The organism is Pseudorhodoplanes sinuspersici (assembly GCF_002119765.1).
Taxonomy (GTDB): domain Bacteria; phylum Pseudomonadota; class Alphaproteobacteria; order Rhizobiales; family Xanthobacteraceae; genus Pseudorhodoplanes; species Pseudorhodoplanes sinuspersici.
Window position 1 is genome coordinate 741,508 of the sequence record NZ_CP021112.1, and the last position, 24,155, is coordinate 765,662.

At 61.2% G+C, this 24,155-nt stretch carries 22 protein-coding genes and 1 pseudogene; 12 read left to right on the forward strand and 11 right to left on the reverse strand.

The window, feature by feature from the left end; all coding sequences use genetic code 11:
- Window positions 1–19 precede the first annotated feature (19 nt).
- The 7 genes from CAK95_RS03770 to CAK95_RS03800 all read left to right on the forward strand — a co-directional run bounded on the left by CAK95_RS03770 (window position 20) and on the right by CAK95_RS03800 (window position 5,937).
- Window positions 20–964 (forward strand): ABC transporter permease, encoded by a 945-nt coding sequence (locus CAK95_RS03770; protein ID WP_086091169.1) that lies wholly within the window; start codon window positions 20–22, stop codon window positions 962–964.
- Window positions 961–1,689, forward strand: a complete 729-nt coding sequence (locus CAK95_RS03775) for a hypothetical protein (protein ID WP_086086700.1) — start codon at window positions 961–963, stop codon at window positions 1,687–1,689. Before CAK95_RS03770 ends, CAK95_RS03775 begins: the two co-directional genes overlap by 4 nt.
- Complete coding sequence (locus tag CAK95_RS03780; protein ID WP_086086701.1) at window positions 1,683–2,531, forward strand: ABC transporter ATP-binding protein; 849 nt, start codon at window positions 1,683–1,685, stop codon at window positions 2,529–2,531. The genes CAK95_RS03775 and CAK95_RS03780 overlap by 7 nt, the downstream gene beginning before the upstream one ends.
- 35 nt (window positions 2,532–2,566) lie before the next feature.
- A complete protein-coding gene (locus tag CAK95_RS03785; RefSeq protein ID WP_157699530.1) occupies window positions 2,567–3,187 on the forward strand; it encodes a c-type cytochrome in 621 nt (206 codons plus the stop codon).
- Window positions 3,184–3,951, forward strand: coding sequence for a Crp/Fnr family transcriptional regulator (locus CAK95_RS03790; RefSeq protein WP_245303616.1), 768 nt, complete (start codon window positions 3,184–3,186; stop codon window positions 3,949–3,951). Before CAK95_RS03785 ends, CAK95_RS03790 begins: the two co-directional genes overlap by 4 nt.
- A 621-nt stretch (window positions 3,952–4,572) precedes the next feature.
- Complete coding sequence (locus tag CAK95_RS30415) at window positions 4,573–4,773, forward strand: hypothetical protein (protein WP_425349695.1); 201 nt, start codon at window positions 4,573–4,575, stop codon at window positions 4,771–4,773.
- A gap of 204 nt (window positions 4,774–4,977) precedes the next feature.
- Window positions 4,978–5,937, forward strand: coding sequence for a glucokinase (locus CAK95_RS03800; RefSeq protein WP_086086709.1), 960 nt, complete (start codon window positions 4,978–4,980; stop codon window positions 5,935–5,937).
- A gap of 40 nt (window positions 5,938–5,977) precedes the next feature.
- Here the strand turns inward: CAK95_RS03800 and CAK95_RS03805 are convergent, their stop codons facing one another.
- The 4 genes and pseudogenes from CAK95_RS03805 to CAK95_RS03815 form a co-directional block, all read right to left on the reverse strand.
- Entirely contained in the window at window positions 5,978–6,916 is a 939-nt protein-coding gene (locus CAK95_RS03805; RefSeq protein WP_086086711.1) for a 1-phosphofructokinase family hexose kinase, read from the reverse strand.
- 158 nt (window positions 6,917–7,074) lie between these two features.
- Window positions 7,075–7,533 (reverse strand): PAS domain-containing protein, encoded by a 459-nt coding sequence (locus CAK95_RS03810; RefSeq protein ID WP_147413736.1) that lies wholly within the window; start codon window positions 7,531–7,533, stop codon window positions 7,075–7,077.
- A gap of 130 nt (window positions 7,534–7,663) precedes the next feature.
- Window positions 7,664–7,777: pseudogene (locus CAK95_RS30420) on the reverse strand (IS5 family transposase); the annotation flags it as partial.
- A gap of 56 nt (window positions 7,778–7,833) precedes the next feature.
- A complete protein-coding gene (locus tag CAK95_RS03815; RefSeq protein WP_086086714.1) occupies window positions 7,834–9,789 on the reverse strand; it encodes an acetoacetate--CoA ligase in 1,956 nt (651 codons plus the stop codon).
- A 189-nt stretch (window positions 9,790–9,978) separates the two neighbouring features.
- Between CAK95_RS03815 and CAK95_RS29030 the strand changes: the two genes are divergently transcribed.
- On the forward strand, window positions 9,979–12,027 hold the full coding sequence (locus CAK95_RS29030) for an AsmA family protein (RefSeq protein WP_183044360.1): 2,049 nt from the start codon (window positions 9,979–9,981) through the stop codon (window positions 12,025–12,027).
- Between the two features lie 13 nt (window positions 12,028–12,040).
- Here CAK95_RS29030 and CAK95_RS03830 read toward each other — a convergent pair whose 3' ends face one another.
- Both CAK95_RS03830 and CAK95_RS03835 read right to left on the reverse strand, forming a co-directional pair.
- On the reverse strand, window positions 12,041–13,072 hold the full coding sequence (locus tag CAK95_RS03830) for a phenylacetaldoxime dehydratase family protein (RefSeq protein WP_086086716.1): 1,032 nt from the start codon (window positions 13,070–13,072) through the stop codon (window positions 12,041–12,043).
- A complete protein-coding gene (locus CAK95_RS03835; RefSeq protein ID WP_086086717.1) occupies window positions 13,072–14,136 on the reverse strand; it encodes a carbon-nitrogen hydrolase family protein in 1,065 nt (354 codons plus the stop codon). Before CAK95_RS03835 ends, CAK95_RS03830 begins: the two co-directional genes overlap by 1 nt.
- Before the next feature lie 154 nt (window positions 14,137–14,290).
- Here CAK95_RS03835 and CAK95_RS03840 point away from each other — a divergent pair, with 154 nt between their 5' ends.
- Complete coding sequence (locus CAK95_RS03840) at window positions 14,291–15,265, forward strand: AraC-like ligand-binding domain-containing protein (RefSeq protein WP_086086718.1); 975 nt, start codon at window positions 14,291–14,293, stop codon at window positions 15,263–15,265.
- Window positions 15,266–15,268: 3 nt separating this feature from the next.
- Here CAK95_RS03840 and CAK95_RS03845 read toward each other — a convergent pair whose 3' ends face one another.
- From CAK95_RS03845 to CAK95_RS03865, 5 genes are all read right to left on the reverse strand, one after another.
- Window positions 15,269–16,081, reverse strand: a complete 813-nt coding sequence (locus CAK95_RS03845; RefSeq protein WP_086086720.1) for an ABC transporter permease — start codon at window positions 16,079–16,081, stop codon at window positions 15,269–15,271.
- Window positions 16,082–16,083: 2 nt separating this feature from the next.
- Window positions 16,084–17,061: an ABC transporter permease gene (locus CAK95_RS03850; protein WP_086086722.1), complete on the reverse strand. Its 978-nt coding sequence runs from the start codon at window positions 17,059–17,061 to the stop codon at window positions 16,084–16,086.
- A 4-nt stretch (window positions 17,062–17,065) separates the two neighbouring features.
- Window positions 17,066–18,187: an ABC transporter ATP-binding protein gene (locus CAK95_RS03855; RefSeq protein ID WP_086086724.1), complete on the reverse strand. Its 1,122-nt coding sequence runs from the start codon at window positions 18,185–18,187 to the stop codon at window positions 17,066–17,068.
- A 77-nt stretch (window positions 18,188–18,264) separates the two neighbouring features.
- Window positions 18,265–19,749, reverse strand: coding sequence for a glycerol kinase GlpK (gene glpK, locus CAK95_RS03860; RefSeq protein ID WP_086086726.1), 1,485 nt, complete (start codon window positions 19,747–19,749; stop codon window positions 18,265–18,267).
- 3 nt (window positions 19,750–19,752) lie between these two features.
- Window positions 19,753–21,252: a glycerol-3-phosphate dehydrogenase gene (locus CAK95_RS03865; protein WP_086086728.1), complete on the reverse strand. Its 1,500-nt coding sequence runs from the start codon at window positions 21,250–21,252 to the stop codon at window positions 19,753–19,755.
- A 321-nt stretch (window positions 21,253–21,573) separates the two neighbouring features.
- On the opposite strand from CAK95_RS03865, the gene CAK95_RS03870 reads away from it, so the two are divergent.
- From CAK95_RS03870 to CAK95_RS03880, 3 genes are all read left to right on the forward strand, one after another.
- A complete protein-coding gene (locus tag CAK95_RS03870; RefSeq protein ID WP_086086730.1) occupies window positions 21,574–22,440 on the forward strand; it encodes a type 1 glutamine amidotransferase in 867 nt (288 codons plus the stop codon).
- A 3-nt stretch (window positions 22,441–22,443) separates the two neighbouring features.
- Window positions 22,444–23,124 (forward strand): SDR family NAD(P)-dependent oxidoreductase, encoded by a 681-nt coding sequence (locus CAK95_RS03875; RefSeq protein ID WP_086086732.1) that lies wholly within the window; start codon window positions 22,444–22,446, stop codon window positions 23,122–23,124.
- 86 nt (window positions 23,125–23,210) lie between these two features.
- A complete protein-coding gene (locus tag CAK95_RS03880) occupies window positions 23,211–24,035 on the forward strand; it encodes an SAM-dependent methyltransferase (RefSeq protein ID WP_086086734.1) in 825 nt (274 codons plus the stop codon).
- The last annotated feature ends 120 nt before the right edge of the window (window positions 24,036–24,155 follow it).

Sequence of the window (24,155 nt, forward strand, 5' to 3'; positions counted from 1 at the left end):
AAAACCGCCGGACTCGCTCATGAAGACTTCGACTTTGGCCATCGCGCCCGATACGGACAGCAAGGATATCTCGACACAGCCGCAACCCGCGCTGACGATCCATGCGTCAGAACCGCCCGTCGTCGACCGCGGGGACCGCTCCCCAGACAATGTCCGGGGCAAATTGGTCGACGGCATCAGGCGCGTCGACTGGACCGGTCTGTCGCGCAGTTGGTCGGTCCGCTTTCTGTCGCTCGCGCTCGGCGTCCTGCTCTGGCACCTGCTGTGCGCAACCAAATTCAAGTTCTTCATCAATTTCGAGAATGTCCCCGCGCCTTTAGTGGTGATGGATGCATTCATCGGGCATCTGCATGATTCCAAATTCTTCATCCACATAGCAGTCAGCATGAAGCGCATCTTGATCGGCTTCGCGCTGGCCACCGGCCTTGGCATCTGCATCGGCATGCTCATGGGCCGCTCAAAGACCGCCTGCGACTTGGTGACGCCTTATATCGAAATCCTGAGGCCGATCCCGGCGGTGGCCTGGATCCCGCTTGCCATCCTGATGTGGCCGACCGAGGAATCCTCCATCATCTACATCACCTTTCTCGGCGCGCTGTTTCCGATCGTGCTGAATACGGTGCATGGCGTCGAGCAGACGCCGGAGGTGCTGGTGCGCGCGGCACAATCGCTCGGCGCCTCGCGCCTGCAGATTTTCTGGCATGTGGTCACGCCGGCCGCATTGCCGTCGATCGCGACGGGGCTTGCCATCGGCATGGGCGTGTCGTGGTTTTCGCTGCTGGCGGGGGAAATCATCTCCGGCCAATACGGCATCGGCTATTTCACCTGGAACGCCTATTCGCTGATCAATTACCCGGACATCGTGGTTGGCATGCTGGTGATTGGCGGCCTTGGCACGCTGTCCACCCATACCGTCCGCAAGATCACACAACCGCTCCTGTCCTGGCAGAGGAGAATGCGATGAGCACCATCGCTTTGCACCAGCACGCCGACCGCGGCCTCACTTCACCAGCGGCCGGAAAAACGGCACGGCGGTGGAGCCTGATCGCAAGCTTCGCACTGGCCTTCCCGCTGATCTTCTACTGGTTCCTGCTGGCGATTCTCGTCGTCAAATACGGTCACCTGCCAAACTATGTCACGCCGCACGACTGGATCGGGAACGTGCTGCGCATCGTCAAGAGCACGGGATCGGCTGCCGACATGGTGCCGATCATTATCGACGAATGGCTAATCGAGGCCGGGCGCATCAATTACGATTACGGCCACGGCGTCGTCGAATGGAGCTTCACGATCATTCCGCACAAATGGGGCCTCGTGGCATTGGCCGGCGCCCTGCTCGGTCTCAATGTGGCTCTTCTTCTCGAACAGCGCATTCCCGCGACACTCGCCGGAAAATGCATCCAGGCAAGCCGGTTTGGTCTACTCACGAGCCTGGGCTCATTCTGCGCAAGCGTGACCAACGCCACCGTCTTTTCGGTGGTGCATTGCGCCACACCGTCGTGGGTCGGCAGCCTCGCCGTTCTCGGCCTCGATTCATACAACCTGTTCGCGATCGAGCCGTTTGGTCCGACGATCAGCGTACTTGGACTTGCGGCACTCGGCATCTCCGCGCTGCTGCTCCTTCGAGATGAGCGCTCTTCCGACGCCCGGGCCCGGGCCGCAATCCCTCAGGAGGCCGTGCCATGTTGAACACCGTGACGTCCTTTGCAGCCAGAACCGAACCGCTGCGGCAGAAGAAACCGCATGCGGTCGATACCGGCCTGGTCGAGATCGATCGGGTGTCCGTCGTGTTCGGTAAGGGCCGAAACGCGCATACGGCAGTCCAGGAAACCTCGATCAGAATCGCGCCCGGCGAGTTCGTCTGCATTCTTGGACCCTCGGGCTGCGGCAAATCCACCTTGCTGAACACCGTTGCAGGCTATGTAAAGCCAGCCGGCGGCGAGGTCCGCGTCGACGGCGATCTGGTGACCAAGCCTGGCCCCGACCGCGGCATGGTGTTTCAGCAATATTCCCTGTTCCCGTGGAAGACAGTGAAGGAAAATGTGGCCTTCGGTCCAAAGATCGCCGGTCTTCTGTCCGAGCCGATCGCCAACACCTTTCTCGACATGGTCGGCCTGACCCGCTTCGCCAACCGCTATCCGGCAGAATTGTCGGGCGGCATGCAGCAGCGCGTCGGCATTGCGCGTGCGCTGGCCAATTATCCTCGCGTGCTGCTGATGGACGAGCCGTTCGGCGCGCTCGATGCTCAGACCCGGCTGATGATGCAGGAGAACCTGCTGAAAATATGGGCCGAGTTCGGCACGACGGTGCTGTTCATCACCCACGATGTCGACGAGGCAATCTTTCTCGCCGACCGCGTCCTGATCATGAGCGCAAGCCCCGGGCGCATTATTGCCGATCTTGCGGTGAACCTGCCGCGGCCGCGCCTGCCGGAAGTCACGGCGGAACCTGCTTTTGCCGAGTTGAAGCGTCAATGCATCGCGCAGATCAGGGCAGAAAGCCTCAAGGCTTTTGAGCAGCAGAACCGCTGAACACGATGAGTGGTCGCGTTCTCCAGAGGATGGCGATGACAATGGTGCTCCTTCTTGGCGGGGCAGACGCTGAGGCCGACATGATGGACACGACCGGCGTCGAGCCGTGGGAAGTGTGCGGCGGCTGTCACGGCCTCGACGGTGCCGGCAACCGCATCAAGTTCCCGCGCCTCGCCGGTCAGAAGCCGGGCTACATCGTCAAGCAGTTGAACGACTTCCGCGCCGGCAAGCGCAGGAATGACGGCGGACAGATGCAGAAGATGATGACCGAACTCGAGGACAGTGACCTCAAGCGCATTGCCGAGTGGTTTGCCGGTCAAACGCCCGAGTGGCCAGGCCTGACGATAGAAGCCGAAGCCGACATGAACCGCATGCGCCGGCTCGCAACCCGCGGGGTTAACGACATTCCAGCCTGCCTGTCCTGTCACAGCGCCATCTCACCGGAAATGGTGGATCGCCCGATCACGGCGCCGCGGATCGCGGGCCAGCACGATTTCTATATCGCCAAGCAGCTCGCTGATTTTCGCGAGGGGCGGCGTATCAATGACGCCGACGGCATGATGCAGCGCATCGCCAAGAAGCTCTCCGATGCCGACATCGCCGGCCTTGCGATGTTCCTCTCGCAAAATCCGGATCTCCACGAGGCAGCACCGTGAACCGACCGCAACCTCCGGCCGCCATGACAGCAAGGTCCATTGCCATAGTATCCAGCGAACCGGCCCTGTTCCTGGCCGAGGCGATCGGCGATCTCAATGAGGGAGCCAATTTTCTGGCGCAACTTTCATCCGAAGTCTGGGAGACGTTGCGGCGAAAGGGCACGCAGGTCACGATCAAAGCCGGCAGCAGCGTCTTCCTGCAGGGCGACCAGCACGAAGGCATCTGGCTGATCGAGGACGGCGTTGTGCGGACATTCTACGCGGCCCCCTCGGGGCGCGAGATCACCCTCGCCTACTGGACGGCCGGACACTTCGTCGGCGGCCCGGAGATATTCGGCGGCGGCCAGCATATCTGGTCCGCCGACGTGATGCAGACATGCCGACTTCTTTACCTTCCCGCAGGCGCCATCCGCTCGCTGATCCAGACCCAACCTTCCTTCGCGCTATGCCTGATCGAAGGACTCGTTGCCAAGGGCAAATGCTATTCCGCGCTGGCGCAGATGCTCGGGACGCGCTCGGTCGTCGAGCGGCTCGCGCAGTTGCTTGTGATTCTAGCCGAAAATCATGGCCGGCGCGAAGGCAACCGCCTTTTCATCGAGCGCAAGATCACCCATGATCAGATCGCCACCATCGTAGGGGCGACCCGGCAATGGGTGACGATCACACTCGATAAGTTCCAGAAGAAGGGCATCATCACGGTCGCACGCCAATCGATCGTCATTGAACGCTACGATCTTCTGATGGCACAGGTCGGATCGGACTAATCTCTAAGAAAACGAACTTTACCATCTACAGGATTGCAGCCCTGCTTATGTCCTTTTTAGGCCGAACGCGGTCACCGGGCGTGCTTCTGTGCCGCTGGTAAGGAGAATGTTGGAAAGCAGTTCCTCTCCCTCCGCCAGTCCTATACCCAGGCAGCTTCTGTCTTCTAAATAGCTCCCGGTCTCACCAGCTGGCTTTACGATCGATTTTTGAGAACAAGGCGACCTCGAATTGAATCGGTCACTGTGCCTAGGGCACTGGTCGACTCCAAGGTTATCCGAGGAAATTCATCTTTCTAAAGCCCAATAAGGGCATGGCCAAAATGCCAGCAATTCAGTTGGCAAGAGAGAAAAAGCGGAACGCCCTTGACGAAAGCGCTCGCCCGTTGCCACCTTCGTGCGAGTGGCATCGCTGACAGCGAGCAGCATTTCGCGTTGATGCGATAAGCTGTGAGGAGAGCCTATGTCGGTAGAACTTACTACCGCTCCCTCGACATTCAGCCTCACCGCTGTCGAGGACTATGGATGTTTTATTAGCGATGAAGCGGTAGACCGAATCATCAAGAAGGCCAAGCGTCCTGGCGATCTTCACATTGTCCATATCAACTCGACATATTAGTCCATATCAACTCGACATATTACCGCGGCGGCGTCGCTGAACTTCTCTCCTCCTTGACGCTGTTGACGAATGCTGCGGGCATTCGGACCGGATGGCGGGTCATTCAGGCGCGCCCCGACTTCTTCAGTATCACCAAGAAGATGCACAACGCGCTGCAGGGAGGAGACATCAATCTTACAGATCTGAAGATGCATATCTACGAGTAATCGTAACGCCACACAGCGCCTTCAACACACGTGAGGCCGTTCAGCGCATCATCCATACGACCGTTACAAATATCGAGACATTTTTGTCCGGTAATCCGCGCAACGTTGTGATCGGTCAATGACTGAAATTTACCTTCCTCTGATCGACTTATATCGCAGAGACGGAGCCAGGTTCCGCGGCGTTTTCGAGCGAAAGACAAATCGATGAACGGGCCGAAGCTTGGTCTCGTCGGGGATGTCGGCGCCACAAACGCGCGATTCGCTCTTGTTGCGCCGGACGGGAGCATCACAGCCCCAAGAGTCTACGCCTTGGATGACTATCCATCCATCGCCGACGCGATCGAGACATACCTGACGGAGGAATTACCAGCCAGACGACCGATGCTGGCCGTACTCGCGGTCGCCTCGCCGATAACGGGCGATCAGGTCACGCTGACGAACCACAACTGGACGTTTTCAATCGAGGGGCTTCGCAGGCGCTTTAGGTTGGAGCGGCTTCGCGTGATCAACGATTTCGCCGCCAACGCTCTCGCCATTCCCCACCTCCGCGAAGGTGATCGTACGCAGATCGGCTCCGGAGCGCCCATCGCCGACGCCCCCATCGGCGTGATCGGGCCGGGCACAGGACTTGGCGTAAGCGCGCTGGTTCCAATGGACGACGGTTCAATGCCCATTCAAGGCGAAGGCGGACACGTCACCATGGCGCCTGTCGACGAGCGTGAAGGCGCTGTGCTCGATCTCATGCGACGGCGCTACGACCACGTCTCCGCCGAGCGAATCCTGTCCGGGCCCGGCCTTGTCAACCTGTACAATGCCCTCTGTGAGTTGTCGGGGGTGCCCGCAGCGCCGTTTACTGCGCCTCAGATCACTAGCGCGCAGGTCGGCGTGGAAGATCCCCGTGCGCGGGAAGCTATGGCCATGTTCTGTGCCATGCTCGGGACCATCGCCGGCAATCTCGCGCTGACATTTGGCGCTCGCGGCGGCATCTACATTGCCGGCGGAATCGTTCCGAGGTTGGGCGCTGCTTTCGCGAAATCGGCATTCCGTACACGGTTCGAGGCTAAAGGACGATTCACCAGCTACCTCGCTGCGATCCCGACTTATGTCATAACCCGTCCGCTACCGGCTCTTCTTGGCGCAGCAAAACTGCTCAAACGTCCCTAATGCCGCGCCACCCAGAATGAAAACGGCCAGCTTGTGAGTTTCAGATCGTCCGTATGTTGACGTCACCAAGCAGCCGCTCCACGTCCTCCCGTCGGCAGAGATCTGTTCCCGGCGTAAGCAAGGCGGCGGACCCGGCGGCCACGCCGTACCGGAACGCGTTCTGCAGGCCATGGCCTGAGCAGAGGCTCCAGATCATGGCACCCAGAAAGCTATCTCCTGCTCCAACCGTACTGACAGGCTTGATGGGGATGGCAGGTGCATACAAGGCCTGATCGCGCGTGACCAGCAGAGCGCCTTTATCTCCGAGCGTCAATGCAACGACCTCGGCGCATCCATCCGTGACAAGTTTGCGGCATGCCGCAACCCAATCACGTTCGCCACTAAGCGCCCTGTCGGCCAGTTCCCTCAACTCGCGGAGACTTGGCTTGAGTAAATACACGCCTGCTTTCACTACGGCCTTGAGGGCAGCTCCGGAACTATCGACAACCATCTTCGTGCCCGCCTCGTTCGCAGCCTTCGCGATCCTGCCATAGAAATCCTCCGGCACTCCGGGAGGTAAGCTGCCACTGGCCACCACGAAGTGCGGTTGCCCTTCAAACGACACAAAAGCATCGAGACAGGCACGCCATTCCGCTTCACTCAGTCGCGGCCCCGGCAACACGAAACGATATTGCTGTCCGGTTTCCGTTTCGGAAACCGTGAAGTCTTCCCGTGTCTCTTCCGCTATGGGGATGCTCAGACTGCGAATGTCCTCTCGATCTGTGAGGCGTCGCAGCAATTGACCGAGCACGCCACCCGTTGGATACAGCGCCACAACATCGGCACCAAACCGGCGGGCAACGCGCGCCACGTTGATGCCACCACCACCCGGGTCGCGTCGAGTCGGTCCGCATCTCAGCTTGTGGTCAGGCGTCACGCGTCCGACGGCGGTCGAAGTATCGATTGCGGGATTGATCGTAAGCGTAATGATGTCCGCCATAGACAGCCCGTTGCTACTTTCCTTGCGGCGACAATGGTGACGTATGATGTCGTCACATCACCGTCGAACCCTTGGCCAGTATGCAAGAATACAAGATTAAGCCTGGATCAGCGATTCAAGGCGAACGAGGCTACCTCCTTGAAACCACGCTATCATCGTCAGACCGCTGCCCCGAGCAGCATTCCGATATGGCCGTCCCCCCACATAGGCAGGAGAATGCGAGAATATGTTCCTGACTCGTGGGGAGCCGCTGTTTTCTCTGAAACATGCTGGTAATACGTCGGCGCGCGCCCTTCAATGGCTGCGCTGCCTTGCGACAGAAGATACTGAAATGGAGTGCGTATCTCGATCTTATCGGCAAACTGGCTGTGAACGTCTCCGCCGTACCGGTCCGTCAACTCCCGCCCGACAATGTTGAATCTGAGGCGCAGGGGCTCTTCGAAGACGTCAATCAGCATCAATTTGTCCGAAAGGTCCGGCAGCATCGATAAATTAACATCATCCCAAAACGGCATATCGTTTCTGCTTCGCTTCAGGCTCTCCCAGTAAGCTAGAACGCGAATCAAATTAGGCTCGATCTTGTCGGGGACGGAGTAAGGTCTGGCTGGCGGCGTCATGAGGTCACCTCGCATCACAAGACAGGCACAAGTTCGGTCCTCAATATTCCATTTCATAGGCTCACGAAATCAGCAAAAAAATCACTATGGGATCAGCTCACCCTTCCAGTTTTTCGAGCTCTCTTGTGAAAGCCTCATCGAGTTGGCGTGTCACCTCGACAAACAACGCATCGTCCAATCCCGCAACCTTCAACGCATTGCGGAGCCGGCACAATGTCGTCTCGTCAGGCGTGGCCTGATCCAGGCCAAGGCAAAGCGCCGGAACGACACCCATCTGTGTTATCGCGTTGGAGACGTCAATTACGTCCGCAATTCCGCCAGTCCCTCATACAGCTTCAACGCTTCCGGATTGGCCAATGCCTCGGTGTTCTTCACCGCACGGCCATGCACCACATCGCGCACGGCGAGTTCGGTAATCTTGCCGGATTTGGTGCGCGGAATGTCGGCGATCTGGATGATCTTGGCCGGCACATGGCGCGGCGAGGCGCCGGTACGGATCTTCTTCTTGATGGTGTCGCGCAAGTTGTCGTCGAGCGTGACGCCCTCCTTGCAGCGCACGAACAGTACGACGCGCACATCATTGTCGAAATCCTGGCCGATAGCGATCGCCTCCAGCACTTCCGGGATCTGCTCGACCTGGGCGTAGATTTCCGCCGTGCCGATGCGCACGCCGCCGGGATTGAGCGTTGCGTCGGAGCGGCCATGGATGATCAGACCGCCATGTTTCGTCCATTCGGCAAAGTCGCCATGGCACCACACGTTCGGAAAACGCTCGAAATAGGCGGCGCGATATTTCTTTCCATCCGGATCGTTCCAGAACATGACCGGCATCGAGGTGAAGGGGCGCGTGCAAACAAGTTCGCCCTTCTCCTGTTCGATATGCTGGCCGTCGTCGGACCACACATCCACCGCCATGCCGAGCCCAGCCGCCTGGATCTCGCCGCGATACACCGGCGCAGTCGGATCGCCGAGCACGAAGCACGACACGATGTCGGTGCCGCCGGAAATCGAGGCGAGATGCAGGTCGCTCTTGATGTCGGAATAGACGTAATCGAAGCTTTCGGCGGCAAGCGGTGAGCCGGTCGATGTCATCACGCGGACCGACGACAGATCGTGCGTCTTAGCCGGATGCACGTCCGCTTTCTTCAGCGCATCGATATATTTCGCGCTCGTGCCGAACAGCGTGATCTTCTCGTCCTGCGCATATTCGAACAGCACATCGGGCTTGGGCGCGAAGGGCGAGCCGTCCCACAGAATGAGCGTCGCACCGGCGCCGATGCCGGAGACCAGCCAATTCCACATCATCCAGCCGAGCGTGGTGAAATAGAACACGCGGTCGCCCTCGCGCACGTCGCTCTGCAGACGATGCTCTTTGAGATGCTGCAATAATGTGCCGCCACCGCCATGCACGATGCATTTCGGCACGCCGGTCGTGCCGGACGAATAGAGAATGTAGACCGGGTGGTTGAATGGCACGCGCTCGTAGATGACGGGCTTGGCCGTGAAGGGCGCAAGGAACGCCTCAAGCGTCACCGCGCGCGGCACGGCGGCGGCAACTTTATCGGCTATCTTGAGATACGGGACGATGATGACTTTTTGTGCGGTCGGAAGCTGGCCCGCAATGTGGGTCAGCCGGTCGGTGAGATCGATCGCCTTGCCATTGTACCAATAACCATCGACGGCCAAGAACACCTTCGGCTCGATCTGGCCGAAGCGATCAAGCACGCCGCGCTCGCCGAAATCCGGCGAACAGGACGACCAGATCGCGCCAATCGACGTCACTGCCAGCATCAGCGCCACCGATTCGGGCAGATTCGGCAGCATGGCAGCGACGCGGTCGCCCTTGCCGACGCCGGCGGCCTTCAACGCCTGCTGCGCGCGCGACACCAGCGCATGAACGTCGTCCCAGGTCAGGCGGTACGAGACCTTGTCCTCACCGCGGAATACCATCGCGTCGCCGGAGCCGGTCTTGCGCAGAAGATTCTCGGCAAAATTGATCGACGCGTCGGGGAAAAACTGCGCGCCCGGCATCCTGTCGCCGTCGATCAGCCGCCGCCCACCTTTATCACCAATGACGCCGCAATAATCCCACACCTGATCCCAGAACAGGCCCGGATGGGCGACCGACCAAGCATGTAAGTCCTTGTAACTCGTCAGGGAGAGGCCATGGCGGTCGTTGACCTGCCGCATGAAATCCATGACCTGGGTGGCGGCCACGCGTTCGGGGCTCGGTATCCACAGCGGTTTGTCAGTCATTCACATGTCCCCCTTCGACGCCTTTCTCAATTTACCCGCGCCGCCATAAACCACAAAAGACACATCAAAAGACACTTGCTTGTGAGGGGACTTGCAGGCCACGAAAGGGTCACAGACCAGTGTACAAGGTTGGCGGGTGGGATTGGCGGCCGGTATAGTCCGTGCTGCCTTGCATTCGGAATAAAACTCTTGTCAGCGGTCACTGGCTTCAAGCGCCTGGGTCTTGCCGTTTTCGTCCTGATCCTGGGCGTATTCGGCGCACTCGCGGTGGTCTCGTTCCTGATCCCGCAGGATCAGGTGCGCGATGCCGTGAAATCGGAGATTCGCAGCGTCACTGGACTCGATCCGGACCTGCGCGGCGGCGTCTCTGTGTCGCTTTTTCCCTATGGGAAGGTCGAGCTTTGGGACGTCGCGCTGGGCGACAGTGCCGGCGAACCGCCGCTGCATGCCTCACGGCTGGTGGCCCGCCTGAGCTTCCTGCCGCTCCTGTTCGGTCAGGTCGAGATCGCCGACATCACTCTCGCCGACCCGCGAATCGTGGTGACGGTCGATTCGAAAGGCCGCTCGAACTGGTCGCCGCTGCTGACCTCGCTGACACGCGCCTTCGACACCAAACAGCGGCTGACCGACGATGTGCCGTCATTTTCTGAAATCCGCATCAACAGCGGTACCATCGTGGTGCGCGACGATTACCGGCAGGTCTATGAATATGTGTCGGGCGCCGACCTGTCGCTTGCCTGGCCGGCGATTTCGCGCAGCTTCGCGGTCACCGGTACCGCCCGCTATCGCGGCGAGATGCTGGATATCGGCGTCACCCTCGGCAATTTCGCCGCTGCCTTGCAGGGCGACCGCTCGGCGCTGAAAGTGCGGGTGGCCGGCGAACCGCTCAAACTGGCTTTCGACGGCGCCATCGCCACCCGCCCGACCCTCAAGATCGAGGGGGCGACCTCGATCGATTCGCTGTCGCTGCGTCAGGCGATCGCCTGGATGGGCAAGAAGCCGCTGCCCGGCGGCGGCTTCGAACGCTTCTCGCTGAAGGCCCAGACCAACGTGCTCGGCGGCACGATCGCGCTGTCACAGGTCAATCTCGAACTCGACGGCAACACGGCCGAAGGCGTCCTGACCTTCGTGGTCGACGGCCGCCAGACCCTCCAGGGCACGCTGGCCGCCGATGCGCTGGACCTGACATCCTATCTCTCGACCGTCCGCCTGCTCGCCGCGCCGGATCGCGAATGGAGCCGCACGCCGATCGACCTCGACGGCCTGACCACCGCTGATCTCGATCTGCGGTTGTCCGCCGCCAAGATCATGATCGGTACGGCGCAGCTCGGCCGCACCGCCATCGCGACCAATCTGCGCGCCGGCAAGCTCGGCATTACCGTCGGCGAGGCCCGCGGGTTTGGCGGCGTGATCCGCGGCAACATCAATCTCGCCAAAGCCGAACAGGGCGCGGCCTTCGCCTCGCAAATCGTTTTCGACAACGTCAATCTCGAGCGCTGCATCGGCGAACTGTTCGGCATCAAGCGGATCGACGCCAAAGGCAGCCTGACCTTCGCCCTCGAAGGCACCGGGCAGAGCGTTTATGCGCTGACCCGCACGCTGGAAGGTGAGGCGACACTGACCGCCAACAAGGGCGCCCTCACCGGACTGAATGTCGAGCAATTGCTACGGCGGCTGGAGCGGCGTCCGCTGTCGGGTGGCAGTGAATTCCGCAGCGGGCGAACGCCATTCGAAACTCTCAGCGTGCAGGTCAAGATTGCCAAGGGTAATGCGACCGTCGAGGCCGTCGACTTGCGCGGGCAGACGGTGCAGCTCGCGCTGGAAGGCGAAGCGTCGATCCCGGCACGCGATCTCGACCTGAAAGGTGTCGCGACGCTGGTTTCGGCCAGTGCCGACCGCAAAGCCTTTGAGCTTCCGTTTGTGGTGCAGGGCCGCTGGGACGACCCGGTGATGCTGCCCGATGCGCAAATCCTGATCCAGCGCTCGGGTGCGGCAGCGCCGCTGCTGGAGGCGCTGCGCCGTCATAATCGTGAAGAGCGCAATGAGACGGCCCCGGCCGCCATCCCGACATTACCGGCATTGACCTCCGAACCGGTCGCCCCGACTGCCGCCACAGCGCCGCTCGCGACCAAGGAAGCCGGAGCCCAGACAACGCCCGGCGCAACCACGATCGAACCGACCGCCCCTACTCTGCCGCTGCCGGCGGTCACCACCGCCCCGGCCGCCAAGGTCGAATAATCCGAACCGAGAGTTACACCGCGCGCAGCATGCCCGTCTTCGGATGGCAATTGCGATATTCGAAGAATTGCTCATCCGCTGCGGCGACCGTCACCTCGTGATAAAGACGCAGCTTCGCGGACGGTCCGAGCGCCATCAGATACTTCATCGCCGCGCCAAAGATGGCGACATGGGTCGGATGCGATTCCGCCCAGCGTTCGAGTGCGCTAAGGCTCTTCCACCAGCTCATGCCGAAAGACTTCTCGACTGATTTCCCATCCGCACCGACGACGCGCATGTAGCGACTCGCGAAACAGCCGCAAGACAGCCCCTCGTCGCGAAGAAAGTCCATGCCCACACGCAGCACAGGCTCAACATCATCGAGATAGAGCTGACGCTCGCTTGCGTCCGTATCCGTCCAGTCCTGGCCGGAGCGGATGAGACACAGATTCTCGTGCGGCACGACGCGCAGATAGCCGTTCGCACCGGTGGCCTGCGGCGAACCGGCTGGCGCCATGTCGCTCGTCTGGCTCAGTGGAATGCGATCGCGCATGCCGCCCCAATAGGCGTGCTCCTGCACCATGTCGCTCAAGCCATCGGCGACAACGGCGATGCCTTCCATACGTCCGGCCGATGAGAACAGTGTTTCATAGCGTGTGATGGACGGGCGCAGGATTTCCGTGAAGAAGCCGAACGGCACATTCGTTTTATCCTCGCCAGCCCATGCCGCGCCATAAGACGCGAACCAGGAATCAAAGCGCGCCGGATCATCCCAATAGGCGATTGTGATGATTGTCTCGTAACCTGCTTCATCGGTGTAGCGCGCGCGATCCCAGTGGCCGGGACCGTCTTCCGCCTTGAAAGCGGTTACAGCCTGCTCGAGTGGTGCGCTCGCGGCTTGCTCATCGGCTGCAAGAAACTGCAGCCCGAAATACGCCATCACGACGCGTGCGACGCTCGGCTTGTGGCGGGCGACGAAGGCCGGATATGGTGGCACATAATCATCGCCGACGCGCGGATGTCGCGTGCGCGCTGTTTTGAGGTGATCGGGTATCGCCGATTCCATCACGCGGCCTCCTCACCGTCCTCCTTCACAAGCGCAAGGATCTCGGCACGCGCAGCCGCGACGGCCGGCGCCTCCTCGCCGCGGCGCGCAAGGTCCGCCTCGCCGCGGCTCTTTGGAACGACTCGATCACCTGGTGTCTTGTCGAGCAGCAGGCGCGTCACATCCGGCCGTGCATAATGACCGGCGGGATCGGCTGCGGCCTTCGCGAGGGAGATCATGCCAAGATCGAGATCGGCATAGACGAGCCCTTCCTCATTCTCCGGCAAAGGCGCATGCATCAACTGCCCGTCGGGCGCATAGATTGTCGCGAAGCCGCCGCCTGCGAGCAGCAACTGCTTCTTCACGTCGTCGGTGCAGAGCATGTCGACCATCTCTTTCGACACCGTCGCACACGGCGCGATGACGAAGCACCCGCCTTCGACGGCGTAGATGCGACTTGCCGCGTTGTTCACCTCCGGTCCAAGCGCATAGGCGCCGCCGCGATACAGCGAGAAGCTGGGCCAGGCTGCGATATGCACCTGCTCGTTCTGCGCATACATCGCGTATTTCGAGAGCGGCTGCAGATGCTCCCAGCAGCACAGCGCGCCGACGCGGCCGAGCGGCGTATCGAACACCGAAAGATCCGAGCCATCGCCTTCGCCGAACACGGTGCGCTCGACATGCGTCGGCTTCAGCTTCCTTCGCATCGCAATGGTGCCGCCATCGGGCCCGATGATCCACTGACCCATGTAGAGGCTACCGCCCTGCTTCTCGCTGTGGCCCATGACAACCATGATGTTATTGTCTTTTGCCGCCTTGGCGAGGCGATCGGCCTGCAGCGAGCCATAGACCAGCGAATTATCGTGATAGCGCTGGACGAATTGCATGCCCCATGCGGGCGAATCCAGCCAGACGAACCACGGATAGCCGGGAATGAATGTTTCCGGAAAGGCGATCAGCGACGCGCCGTTCGAGGCGGCCTCCTCAATCAGCGCGACCGATTTGTCGACCGTGGCCTCGAGATCGAGGAAAACGGGCGAGGCCTGAACCGCAGCGGCCTTGAACTTCGGATGATCGACGGACATGGCGCATCTCCTCCCAGTGCCCGCAAATCTTAGGTCGCGGCTGGATGTCCCGCTTGCTCAGGACACGCGCGAAATTTGACTGAGGATCGCATCGGCTGCCTTTTGCCTGCTTTTTCGCATAGACAGGACCGCGCCGGTTGCTACGCTAAAGACCATGCACAGGCTGTGGTCCACGGACGTGGTGGAAGCACGCGATCGCCTCTCCTATTGGGTGGAAGCGGTCTGCGATACCTATGTGCAGCTCGATTGCGACACGCCGCAACGCGACGGGATTTTTCACGGCACCATCGACGCCAATCGGCTGGCAACGCTCTGCCTGTCGCGCGTCACGTCATCGCCGCAATGGGTGCGACGAACGCCCGCCAAGATCGCGCGCGCGACCGAAGATTATTTCCTCGTCAGCATTCAAACCGCCGGACACGGCCGGATCATTCAGGACGGACGCGTTGCGGAATTATCGCCGGGTGACTTCGCCCTCTATGACTCGACGCGGCCTTACGAACTCATCTTCGATGAACCCTTCCAGCAGCATGTGCTGCAACTGCCGGGAGCCGCGCTGCGCACGCGGCTGCGCAACACCGAGACACTGACGGCGCGGAGAGTGTGCGGAGATCGTGGCGCCGGCCATCTGATGATCGGCATGATCAATACGCTCGCCGCCGATATCGACACGCTGGAAGCCGGCTCGGTGGCGGCCATTGCCGAAAGCGTCGAGAATATTCTGGTGGCGGGCTTGCGTTCATTGCCGGGAGCGTCGGACCCGGTTGTCTCGCATCAGATCGCCTTTCATCGCAGCCAGATCAAGGCCTATGCGTTGCAGCATTTACGCGATCCGGAATTGTCAGTGAACCAGATCGCCGCGCATTTGCGGCTGTCGCCGAGCACGATCCATCGCGCCTTTGTGGGCGAGCCGAATTCGCTGAATGCGTGGATCTGGAATCAACGATTGGATGGCGCCAAGCGCGATATCTGCGATCCGACGCTGGTCAACAGGACGATCAGCGATATCGCCTTCGCCTGGGGCTTCAACGACGCCGCGCATTTCAGCCGCATCTTCAAAGGAAGGTTCGGATGTTCCGCTCGGGACTTGCGGGCTTCCATTTCGGGTTTGCCCCACGGATTATTGTAACAGTCACAGCGGCGCGCCGCGCATTTCGCCCTTGTCCGCGGCGGCGTAGCGCTTGGTGATGAGCGAGGCGGTCACCACCAGCACCGCGACAAGCGCGATCATCAACGTGCAGATCGCGTTGATCTCCGGTTTCACACCGAGACGCACTTCCGAATAGATGCGGATCGGCAACGTCGTAGCGCCGGGACCGGTGGTGAAGCTCGCAATCACGAGATCGTCGAGCGACAGCGTGAAGGCGAGCATGAAACCAGCCAGCACCGCCGGCAGGATCAGCGGCAAGGTGACGGTGAAAAAAGCGCGCAACGGCGGGCAGCCGAGGTCCATCGCCGCTTCCTCAAGGCTCCAGTCGAAGGACAGAAGCCGCGATTGAACAATGATGGTGACGAAGCACATGGTCAGCGTCGTATGCGCCAGCATCGTCGTCCAGAAGCCGCGCTCGATATCGGCGGCGACGAACAGCAGTAGCAGCGCAAGACCGATGATGACTTCCGGCATCACCAACGGCGCGTAAGACATCGCCGAAAATGGCAGCCGGCCGCGAAAGCGGCCCATGCGTACCAGCGCGAGTGCGGCGAGCGTACCGAGAATGGTCGCGAGCGTTGCCGAGAGGAATGCGATGCGCAGACTCACCCATGCGGCCTGCAGGATCGCCGAGTCATCCAAGAGCGCGCGATACCAGCGCAGCGACCAGCCGCCCCAAACTGCGACGAGCTTCGAGTCGTTAAACGAGTAGACAATCAGAATCGCGATCGGCAGATAGAGGAAGGCAAGGCCGAGCGCGACCGAGACGATGTTGAAGGGCGACGCGCGGTGCATCCTCACCTCCGCTCCAGCGAGCGTGACTGCATGTGCTGATAGATCATGATCGGCACCAGCAGGATCGCGAGCAGGATGGTGGCGAGCGCGGAGGCCACCGGCCAATCCTTGTTGGAGAAGAATTCCGTCCACAACGTCTGGCCGATGAACAGCGAATCCGATCCACCGAGCAGATCGGGAATGACGAATTCGCCGACCACCGGAATGAAGCAGAGCAGCGAGCCGGCGACGATGCCTGGCACGGCGAGCGGCAAGGTGACAAGCCAGAAGGCTTTCCAGCGCGGGCAACCAAGATCGGCCGCCGCTTCGAGCAAAGTATCGTCCAGCTTCTCGAAACTCGCATAAAGCGGCAGCACCATGAACGGCAGATAGGAATAGACGATACCGATGAAGATCGCGGTCTCGGTGGCAAGCCATGTCAGCGGCTCGGAGATGACGCCGAGCGCCAGCAGCAGGTCGTTTAGCAGGCCTTCCCGCTGCAGGATATTGATCCAGGCATAGATACGGATCAGGAACGCGGTCCAGAACGGCAGGATCACCGCCATCACCAGCATCGGCTGCAGCCACCGGGGGCTGCGCGCCATGCCGTAAGCGATCGGAATGCCGAGCATAAGCAGGATGAGCGTCGAGATGGCAGCGACCGAGACGCTTTTCACATACGAAGAAACATACAGCCAGTCGCCGAACAATGTTGTGAAATTGTCGAACGACAGTGCTGCTACGAAATCTTTTATGCCCTGCCAGCCGGCGGACGGATCGAAGACCGGGCTGTAGGGCGGCTGCGCGAGTTCGGTCTGCGACAGGCTGATGCGCAATACGATCACAAACGGAAGCGCCAGGAAGACGATCATCCAAAGATACGGAATGCCGATCACGATGCGGCGATACCAGCGATCGAAGCGCGCGGGAGCATGATGCCGAAAAGTGTGAAGCGGTTTTCTGGTAACATCATGCTCTGACTTATGAGAAGAACCGGCCATCGCCTCAGCTCCGGATCAGCACGCCGGCATCCGGCGCAAACGACAGCCAGGCGGCATCACCCCGATGCAGCATCGTTGCGGCATGGCGGTCGGTATTGGCGACCGACGCCTTGATCAGCATGCCGTTGTCGAGGCGCATCTTGTAGACCGAGAGATCGCCGAGATAGCCGATATCGGCGATCTGCCCGTGCAGCACATTCTCCTTCTCGGACGGCTCGGCGCGATGGATCGCGACCTTCTCCGGTCTGACGGCGACGCAAACATTGTCGCCCGCCTGCACGTAGTCCTTGCTCACGACGTCAAACGATCCCGACGCAGTATCGACCGTTGCCAGTCCGCCACCGTAATCGGCCACCTTGCCGTCGAACAGATTGATGTCGCCGATGAATTCGGCGACCCAACGGGTCCGCGGCTCTTCGTATATTTCGGCGGGCGTGCCGACCTGAACGAGTTTGCCCGCATGCATCACGCCGATGCGGTCGGCCATGGTCATCGCCTCTTCCTGGTCATGCGTGACGATGATGAAGGACAGACCGAGCCGCTGCTGCAAGGCCATCAGCTCGAATTGCGTCTCGTCGCGCAGCTTCTTGTCGAGCGCGGCAAGCGGCTCATCGAGCAGAAAGACCTTCGGCGATTTCGCCAGCGCGCGGGCGAGCGCGACACGCTGCCGCTGACCGCCGGACAACTGATGCGGCTTGCGATGTGCGAAGTCCGACAGCTTCACCAGCGCCAACATCTCCTTCACACGGGCGTCGATGTCGCTCCTGTTCCATCCCTCCTGGCGCAGGCCGAAGGCGACATTCCCGGCGACGGTGAGATGCGGGAACAGCGCATAGCTCTGGAACATCATGTTAACGGGACGCTCATAGGGCGGCATGCCGACGACATCGACGCCATCCAGCAGGATGTGACCCTCGTCCGGCTGTTCGAAGCCGGCCAGCATCCGCAGTAATGTGGTCTTGCCGCAACCGGACGGCCCCAGCAGCGCAAAGAATTCGCCACGCCCTATATCGAGTGAGACATGATCGACTGCGGTGAAGGCGCCGAAGCGCCTGGTCACCGCGTCGAACCGCACCACGGGAGAAGAAGGTGACCGGCCAGATTTGCCGGCCGGGTCATCCGGCATGATGGTTCCGCGTTCCTGACGTGATGGAGATTCCGCCCGCGGTGCACGCTAACGATATGGTGCAGCAGGCTCAAGCCTCAGTCGCGCGTCAGCGTACGGCTCACCGCATCGCGCCAGCCGAGCCATTTGCGTTCGCGCGTCGCTGCATCCATCTGTGGCTCAAAGCGGCGCTCGCATTGCCAGGTGGCGGCGAAGCCATCGAGATCCGGGCAGAGCCCCGCCGCGAAGCCGGCGAGATAGGCAGCGCCGAGCGCGGTCGTCTCCATCACCTTGGGCCGGTCCACCGGCGCATCCATGATGTCGGCGATGAACTGCATGGCGGCATCGCTCGCGGACATGCCGCCATCGACGCGCAACACGGTGCCCGCGGCGCTCGGCCAGTCGGCGCGCATGGCCTCGACCAGATCGCGGGTCTGATAGCCGACCGATTCGAGCACGGCGCGTGCGACATCCGCCGCACCCGAATTGCGTGTGAGGCCGAAGATCGCGCCCCGCGCCTGCGCATCCCAGTAGGGCGCACCGAGGCCGACAAAGGCCGGCACAAGATAAAGCTGCTCGTCCGGATCGTGGCGCGCGGCCAGCGCGTCGGTGTCGGCCGACGATGCGATCAGCTTCAGGCCGTCTCGCAGCCATTGTACGGCGGCGCCAGCAACGAAGATGGCGCCTTCAAGCGCATAGCTGCGTTGGCCATCGATCTGATAGGCGATCGTGGTCAACAGCCGGTTGCGTGACGTCACCGGTTTGGCGCCGGTATTGAGCAGCGCGAAGCAGCCTGTGCCATAGGTCGATTTCATCATGCCGGACTTGAAACACCCCTGGCCAACGGTGGCCGCCTGCTGGTCGCCCGCGACACCGCGGATGGCAATCGTGCAGCCGAACACGTCCGTCGTGCCGAAATCGCCGGTGCAGTCGCGCACCTCGGGTAACAGCGAGAGCGGCACACGAAACAGCTCGGCGAGTTCCGCGTCCCACTGCCCTTTGCGGATGTCGAACAAGAGCGTGCGCGCCGCATTGGTCGCGTCAGTGGCGTGAACGCGGCCGCCCGTGAGCCGCCAGATCAGGAACGTATCGACCGTGCCGAAAGCGAGCCGCCCTGCCTGCGCCGCAGCGCGCGCACCATCGACACGATCCAGCAGCCAGGCGATCTTGGTGGCAGAGAAATACGGATCGAGAAGGAGGCCCGTGCGCGCCGAAATCGTCGCTTCATGACCAGCGTCGCGTAGCACCGTGCAGACATCGTCGGTGCGCCGGTCCTGCCAGACGATGGCATTGTGGATCGGCCTGCCTGTGGCGCGGTCCCAGATCAGCACGGTCTCGCGCTGGTTGGTGATGCCGATGGCGGCGATGTCTTTCGCCACAAGGCCAGCCTGTTTCAGCACGGCCTGCGATGTCGCCACGACGCTCGTCCAGATATCTTCCGGATCGTGCTCGACCCATCCCGACGCCGGATAGATCTGCGGGAATTCCTGCTGCACGGTGGCGAGCGGATTAAGCGACACATCGAACACGATGGCGCGGGTCGATGTCGTGCCCTGATCGATGGCGAGAATAGCCGATGCCATCTGCTACTCCGCAGCCTTCAGTGCGGCATGCTGCGTCATATAGCGTTGCAGAGCGGCGCGTTCGCTATCGCTGAACCGCAGGCCAAGCTTGCTTCGCCGCCACAACACATCATCGGCGTCCATCGCCCATTCCCGCATCATCAGATAGCGCACCTCCGCCTCGGTGAGATCGGTGCCAAAGCGCTGCCCCAGATCCTCATATCTCTTCGCCTCGCCAAGACCATCGCTCGCGCGCGTACCGTAGGCGCGCACCAGCCGCAGCGCATGATCTTCATCGACAAAAGGCCAACGGCGGCGCAATTGCGCCACCTGCGCATCGATGCCGTTATAGGGAAACATGCCGCCTGGCAGCGGGGCAGTGGCCGTCCACGGCCGCGTCGGCTCGAACACATGGGCAAGCTTTTTCATCGCCGCTTCCGCCAGCTTGCGATAGGTCGTGATCTTGCCGCCATAAATCGTCAAGAGCGGTGCATTGCCGTAGCTCTTGTCGAAATCGAGATGATAATCACGCGTGACATCTTCTGGTTTCTTCGATCCGTCGTCGTAGAGCGAACGCACACCGGCAAAGGCATGGACGATATCCGCCGGCGTCACGGGATTGCGGAAATAGCGCGAGGCGGTTTCGCAGAGATATGCGATCTCACCCGCCGAAGGCGCGGCGGCGGCAGGATCGCCCTTGAAATTCTCATCGGTCGTGCCAATCAGCGTGAAGTCCCGCTCATAAGGCAGCGCAAACACGACGCGACGATCCGGATTCTGGAAAATGTAAGCGGTGTGGTGATCGAACAGCCGCTGCACGACGATGTGGCTGCCCTTGACGAGCCGCACGCGTGGCGGTCCCTCGACACGAACCACGGTTTCGGCCACTAGGCCGACCCAAGGGCCAGCGGCATTCACCAATGCCCGCGCAGTGATGCTCTCACTGGCGCCGCGCGTATTCAGCACCAGCCGCCAGATATCGCTGCGCTCGGCACGCACGCATTTCGTGCGCGTGCGGATGGTGGCTCCGCGCTCGGCGGCGTCGAGGGCATTCAGCACCACGAGCCGTGCGTCATCGACCCAGCAATCCGAATAGAGAAAGCCAAAATCGTAGGCGCGCTTGAGCGGCTCGCCCAAAACATTGTGGGTCAGATCGACGACCTGCGTTGCAGGGAGAATTTTTCGGCCGCCGAGATGATCGTAGATGAACAACCCGAGCCGCAGCCACAGCGGCGAGCGCATCTCCGACTGGGGCGGCAGGAGAAAGCGCATCGGCCGGATGATATGGGGCGCGTTGCGCAGGAGCACCTCACGCTCCTTCAGCGCCTCGCGGACAAGGAGAAAGGCGCCGTGCTCCAGATAGCGCAAGCCGCCATGGATCAGCTTGGTCGAGGCCGAGGAGGTGCCGGACGCAAGGTCTGCCTGCTCGACCAGCAGCACCCGCAGGCCCCGGCCGGCTGCATCGCGGGCCAGCCCTGCGCCGTTGATGCCGCCGCCGATGATGGCGAGATCGAAATCAGCCATCTGTTCCCTTGGTTCTCCTCAATGCCGGTAACATTTTTTTTAGGACGTTAGCATGACGTCACAAAACCCGTCCGCCAAGGGATGAGGCTCGCAAATCAGCCTTAAACGTCTATATAAATGAATAGGTCTGCATTTCGGCGCGGACTTTACCGGAATCTCCGGTGCGGGGGTTCAGCTATTGCCTTCACTATCGCGGCGACCGCGCGAAGGGAATGTCTGAGCCAATGCACGCCGGATCAATGAAGTGCTAGTGTCCTTCGAATCCACCATTCGCTTGAGAAGGCGCTGCAAGACGGAGCGAACTTCGGGTTCGGAACGAGGATGCCTGCCCCCCGCCTGCTTGTGATCGAGGGTAATACTTCCGACGGACGTGCTTTGCTCAAAGCGGCCGGCGGCGAGGCACCGAGCGAAGGCTACGCCAATCTATTGCGCGAATTCCTGCCGCAAGCCACCATCGACATCTGCTATCCCGCCGATCCCGGCGCCAACCTGCCCGACGCATCCGGCCTTGAGTCCTATGACGGCATCGCCATCACCGGCTCGGCCTTGCATGTCTATGATCGCGGGCCGCACATCGAACCGCAGATCGAATTGACGCGCGCGGCGTTCGAGACCTCGACGCCGCTGTTCGGAAGCTGCTGGGGGCTGCAGGTCATCACGACGGCGGCCGGCGGCAGCGTGCGGCGGAATCCGAGGGGCCGCGAGATCGGCTTCGGCCGCCGAATCCGCCTGACGACGTCAGGCCGCGGCCATCCCATCTTCGCCGGCAAGGATGAAGTCTTCGACGCCGTCACCATCCATCTCGACGAAGTCGAGACGCTGGCCCCCAATCAGCGGGTGCTGGCGATGAACGCCGTGTCCGGGGTGCAGGCGGCCGAGATCAAGGTCAATGGCTGTACCGCCTGGGGCGTTCAATATCATCCCGAATATACGCTGGCCGACATCGCCGCGAGCTTCCGCCGCCACGGCAAAAGGCTGATCGAAGAAAGGTTCTTCAACGACAATGACGAGGTGCTAGATTATTCCGCCGACGTCGCGGCGTTGAACGAAAAACCTCATGACAAGCCGCTGGCGTGGAAACTGGGGCTGGATGCAACAGTACTCGACAAGAACGTTCGAACGCGCGAAGTTCGCAACTGGATTCATCATCAGGTGCTGCCGACGCGCAGCAGGCGCGGACGGGAGTGACGCTTGGATTTCGGCGGGCGTAGCGTTGTCGTCACGGGCGGGACTGGCGCCCTCGGCAATGCTGTCGTCGACGCCTTGATCGCGCACAACGCCGTCTGTCATATCCCGTCTCATGTCAGCGAGGATACGAGCCCGCAGCGGCAGGGCGCGCGGATCTATCCCGGCATCGAACTGGCCGACCAGGATCAAGTCGATGCGTTCTATGCCAACATTGGGCCGATCTGGGCCTCGATCCATCTGGCGGGCGGCTTTGCCGCCAAGCCGATCGCCAAGACCGACAAGGCGCATCTGCTAGCTCAGCTCGACACCAATCTCATCAGCTGCTTCCTGTGCTGCCGCGCGGCGCTCAAGGGAATGCCGCAAGGCGGCCGCATTGTGAATGTCGCCGCCCGTCCGGCTCTGGAGCCACGCACCGGTGCGGGCATGACGGTCTATACAATCGCCAAATCCGGCGTCGCCGCGCTCACGATGGCGCTGGCGGAAGAAGTGGCCAAGGACGGTGTTCTTGTGAATGCGATCGCCCCGTCGATCATGGATACCCCTGCCAACCGTAAAGCGATGCCGAAAGCCGATCATGACCATTGGCCAAAAGTCGAAGAGGTCGCGGCGACGATCCTTTTCCTCGCATCGCCGGACAATCTTGTCACACGCGGCGCCATCGTACCGGTCTATGGACGGTCGTGATGGCTCTGGCTGGCGCCGGGTCTTCATCTACGTAGCAATACGCCCGCAGCACGACGTCGGGCGGCAAGAACTTCATTGGAGGAGTTATGACTTTGTTGAATCCGTTCTCGCGTATCGCCGCCGTGTCCTGCCTCTCGGCCATGCTGACACTCAATGTCGCCTTCGCGCAGCCGGCCGAAAAGCCGTTCGAACCAAGTGTCGGTCAGGAAGGCAAGGACGTGATCTGGGTGCCGACGCCGCAGGCGCTGGTCGACAAGATGCTCGACATGGCCAAGGTCACGGCCAAGGACAATCTGGTCGATCTCGGCTCGGGTGACGGCCGCACGGTCATCACCGCAGCGAAACGCGGCGTCACCGCACGCGGCATCGAATACAATCCGGACATGGTTGCGCTGTCGCGTGCCAATGCCGCCAAGGAAGGGGTGGGCGACAAGGCAACCTTCGAACAGGCCGATATCTTCGTCACCGATTTCTCCAAGGCCGACGTGGTGACCATGTTCCTGCTCACCAGCCTGAATGCGAAACTGCGTCCAACCATTCTCGACATGAAGCCGGGCACACGCGTCGTCTCCAACACCTTCGACATGGGTGAGTGGAAGGCGGATGAGGAAGCCGTCGTGACGCAGGGTTGCACGTCCTATTGCAAAGCCTATTTCTGGATCGTCCCGGCCAAGGTCGATGGCAGCTGGGCGATGGACAAGGGCGAGCTTGAGATCAAGCAGACGTTCCAGAACTTCACCGGCACCATCAAGAACGGCAACGTCATCACCCCTGTCACCAACGGCAAGCTGAAGGGTGACGAGATCACTTTCACCGCCGGCGGCACCGACTATGCCGGCAAGGTCAACGGCGCGACGATCGAGGGCACGACCAAGTCGGGCGCGAAGTGGCAAGCCAAGCGCGGCGCGTAATGCATGCATCTTCGTCCGCTCATTCCCGCGTATGCGGGGAATCCAGAAAACATAAAAGACTCTTTCTAATTTCTGGGTCCCCGCCTTCGCGGGGACGAGCGGAGAATGATCCCTCTTAAT

Coding starts and splice junctions, on each gene's coding strand:
- CAK95_RS03775 (WP_086086700.1), top strand. CDS start 961: ATGAGCACCATCGCTTTGCACCAGCACGCCGACCGCGGCCTCACTTCA.
- CAK95_RS03810 (WP_147413736.1), bottom strand. CDS start 7,533: ATGACGCCGCCAGCCAGACCTTACTCCGTCCCCGACAAGATCGAGCCT.
- CAK95_RS03865 (WP_086086728.1), bottom strand. CDS start 21,252: ATGGCTGATTTCGATCTCGCCATCATCGGCGGCGGCATCAACGGCGCA.
- CAK95_RS03815 (WP_086086714.1), bottom strand. CDS start 9,789: ATGACTGACAAACCGCTGTGGATACCGAGCCCCGAACGCGTGGCCGCC.
- CAK95_RS03770 (WP_086091169.1), top strand. CDS start 20: ATGAAGACTTCGACTTTGGCCATCGCGCCCGATACGGACAGCAAGGAT.
- CAK95_RS03855 (WP_086086724.1), bottom strand. CDS start 18,187: ATGCCGGATGACCCGGCCGGCAAATCTGGCCGGTCACCTTCTTCTCCC.
- CAK95_RS03805 (WP_086086711.1), bottom strand. CDS start 6,916: ATGGCGGACATCATTACGCTTACGATCAATCCCGCAATCGATACTTCG.
- CAK95_RS03835 (WP_086086717.1), bottom strand. CDS start 14,136: ATGTCCGTCGATCATCCGAAGTTCAAGGCCGCTGCGGTTCAGGCCTCG.
- CAK95_RS03880 (WP_086086734.1), top strand. CDS start 23,211: ATGACTTTGTTGAATCCGTTCTCGCGTATCGCCGCCGTGTCCTGCCTC.
- CAK95_RS03845 (WP_086086720.1), bottom strand. CDS start 16,081: ATGCACCGCGCGTCGCCCTTCAACATCGTCTCGGTCGCGCTCGGCCTT.
- CAK95_RS03830 (WP_086086716.1), bottom strand. CDS start 13,072: ATGGAATCGGCGATACCCGATCACCTCAAAACAGCGCGCACGCGACAT.
- CAK95_RS03785 (WP_157699530.1), top strand. CDS start 2,567: ATGACAATGGTGCTCCTTCTTGGCGGGGCAGACGCTGAGGCCGACATG.
- CAK95_RS03850 (WP_086086722.1), bottom strand. CDS start 17,061: ATGGCCGGTTCTTCTCATAAGTCAGAGCATGATGTTACCAGAAAACCG.
- glpK (WP_086086726.1), bottom strand. CDS start 19,749: ATGGCATCGGCTATTCTCGCCATCGATCAGGGCACGACATCGACCCGC.
- CAK95_RS03840 (WP_086086718.1), top strand. CDS start 14,291: ATGCACAGGCTGTGGTCCACGGACGTGGTGGAAGCACGCGATCGCCTC.
- CAK95_RS03870 (WP_086086730.1), top strand. CDS start 21,574: ATGCCTGCCCCCCGCCTGCTTGTGATCGAGGGTAATACTTCCGACGGA.
- CAK95_RS03800 (WP_086086709.1), top strand. CDS start 4,978: ATGAACGGGCCGAAGCTTGGTCTCGTCGGGGATGTCGGCGCCACAAAC.
- CAK95_RS03780 (WP_086086701.1), top strand. CDS start 1,683: ATGTTGAACACCGTGACGTCCTTTGCAGCCAGAACCGAACCGCTGCGG.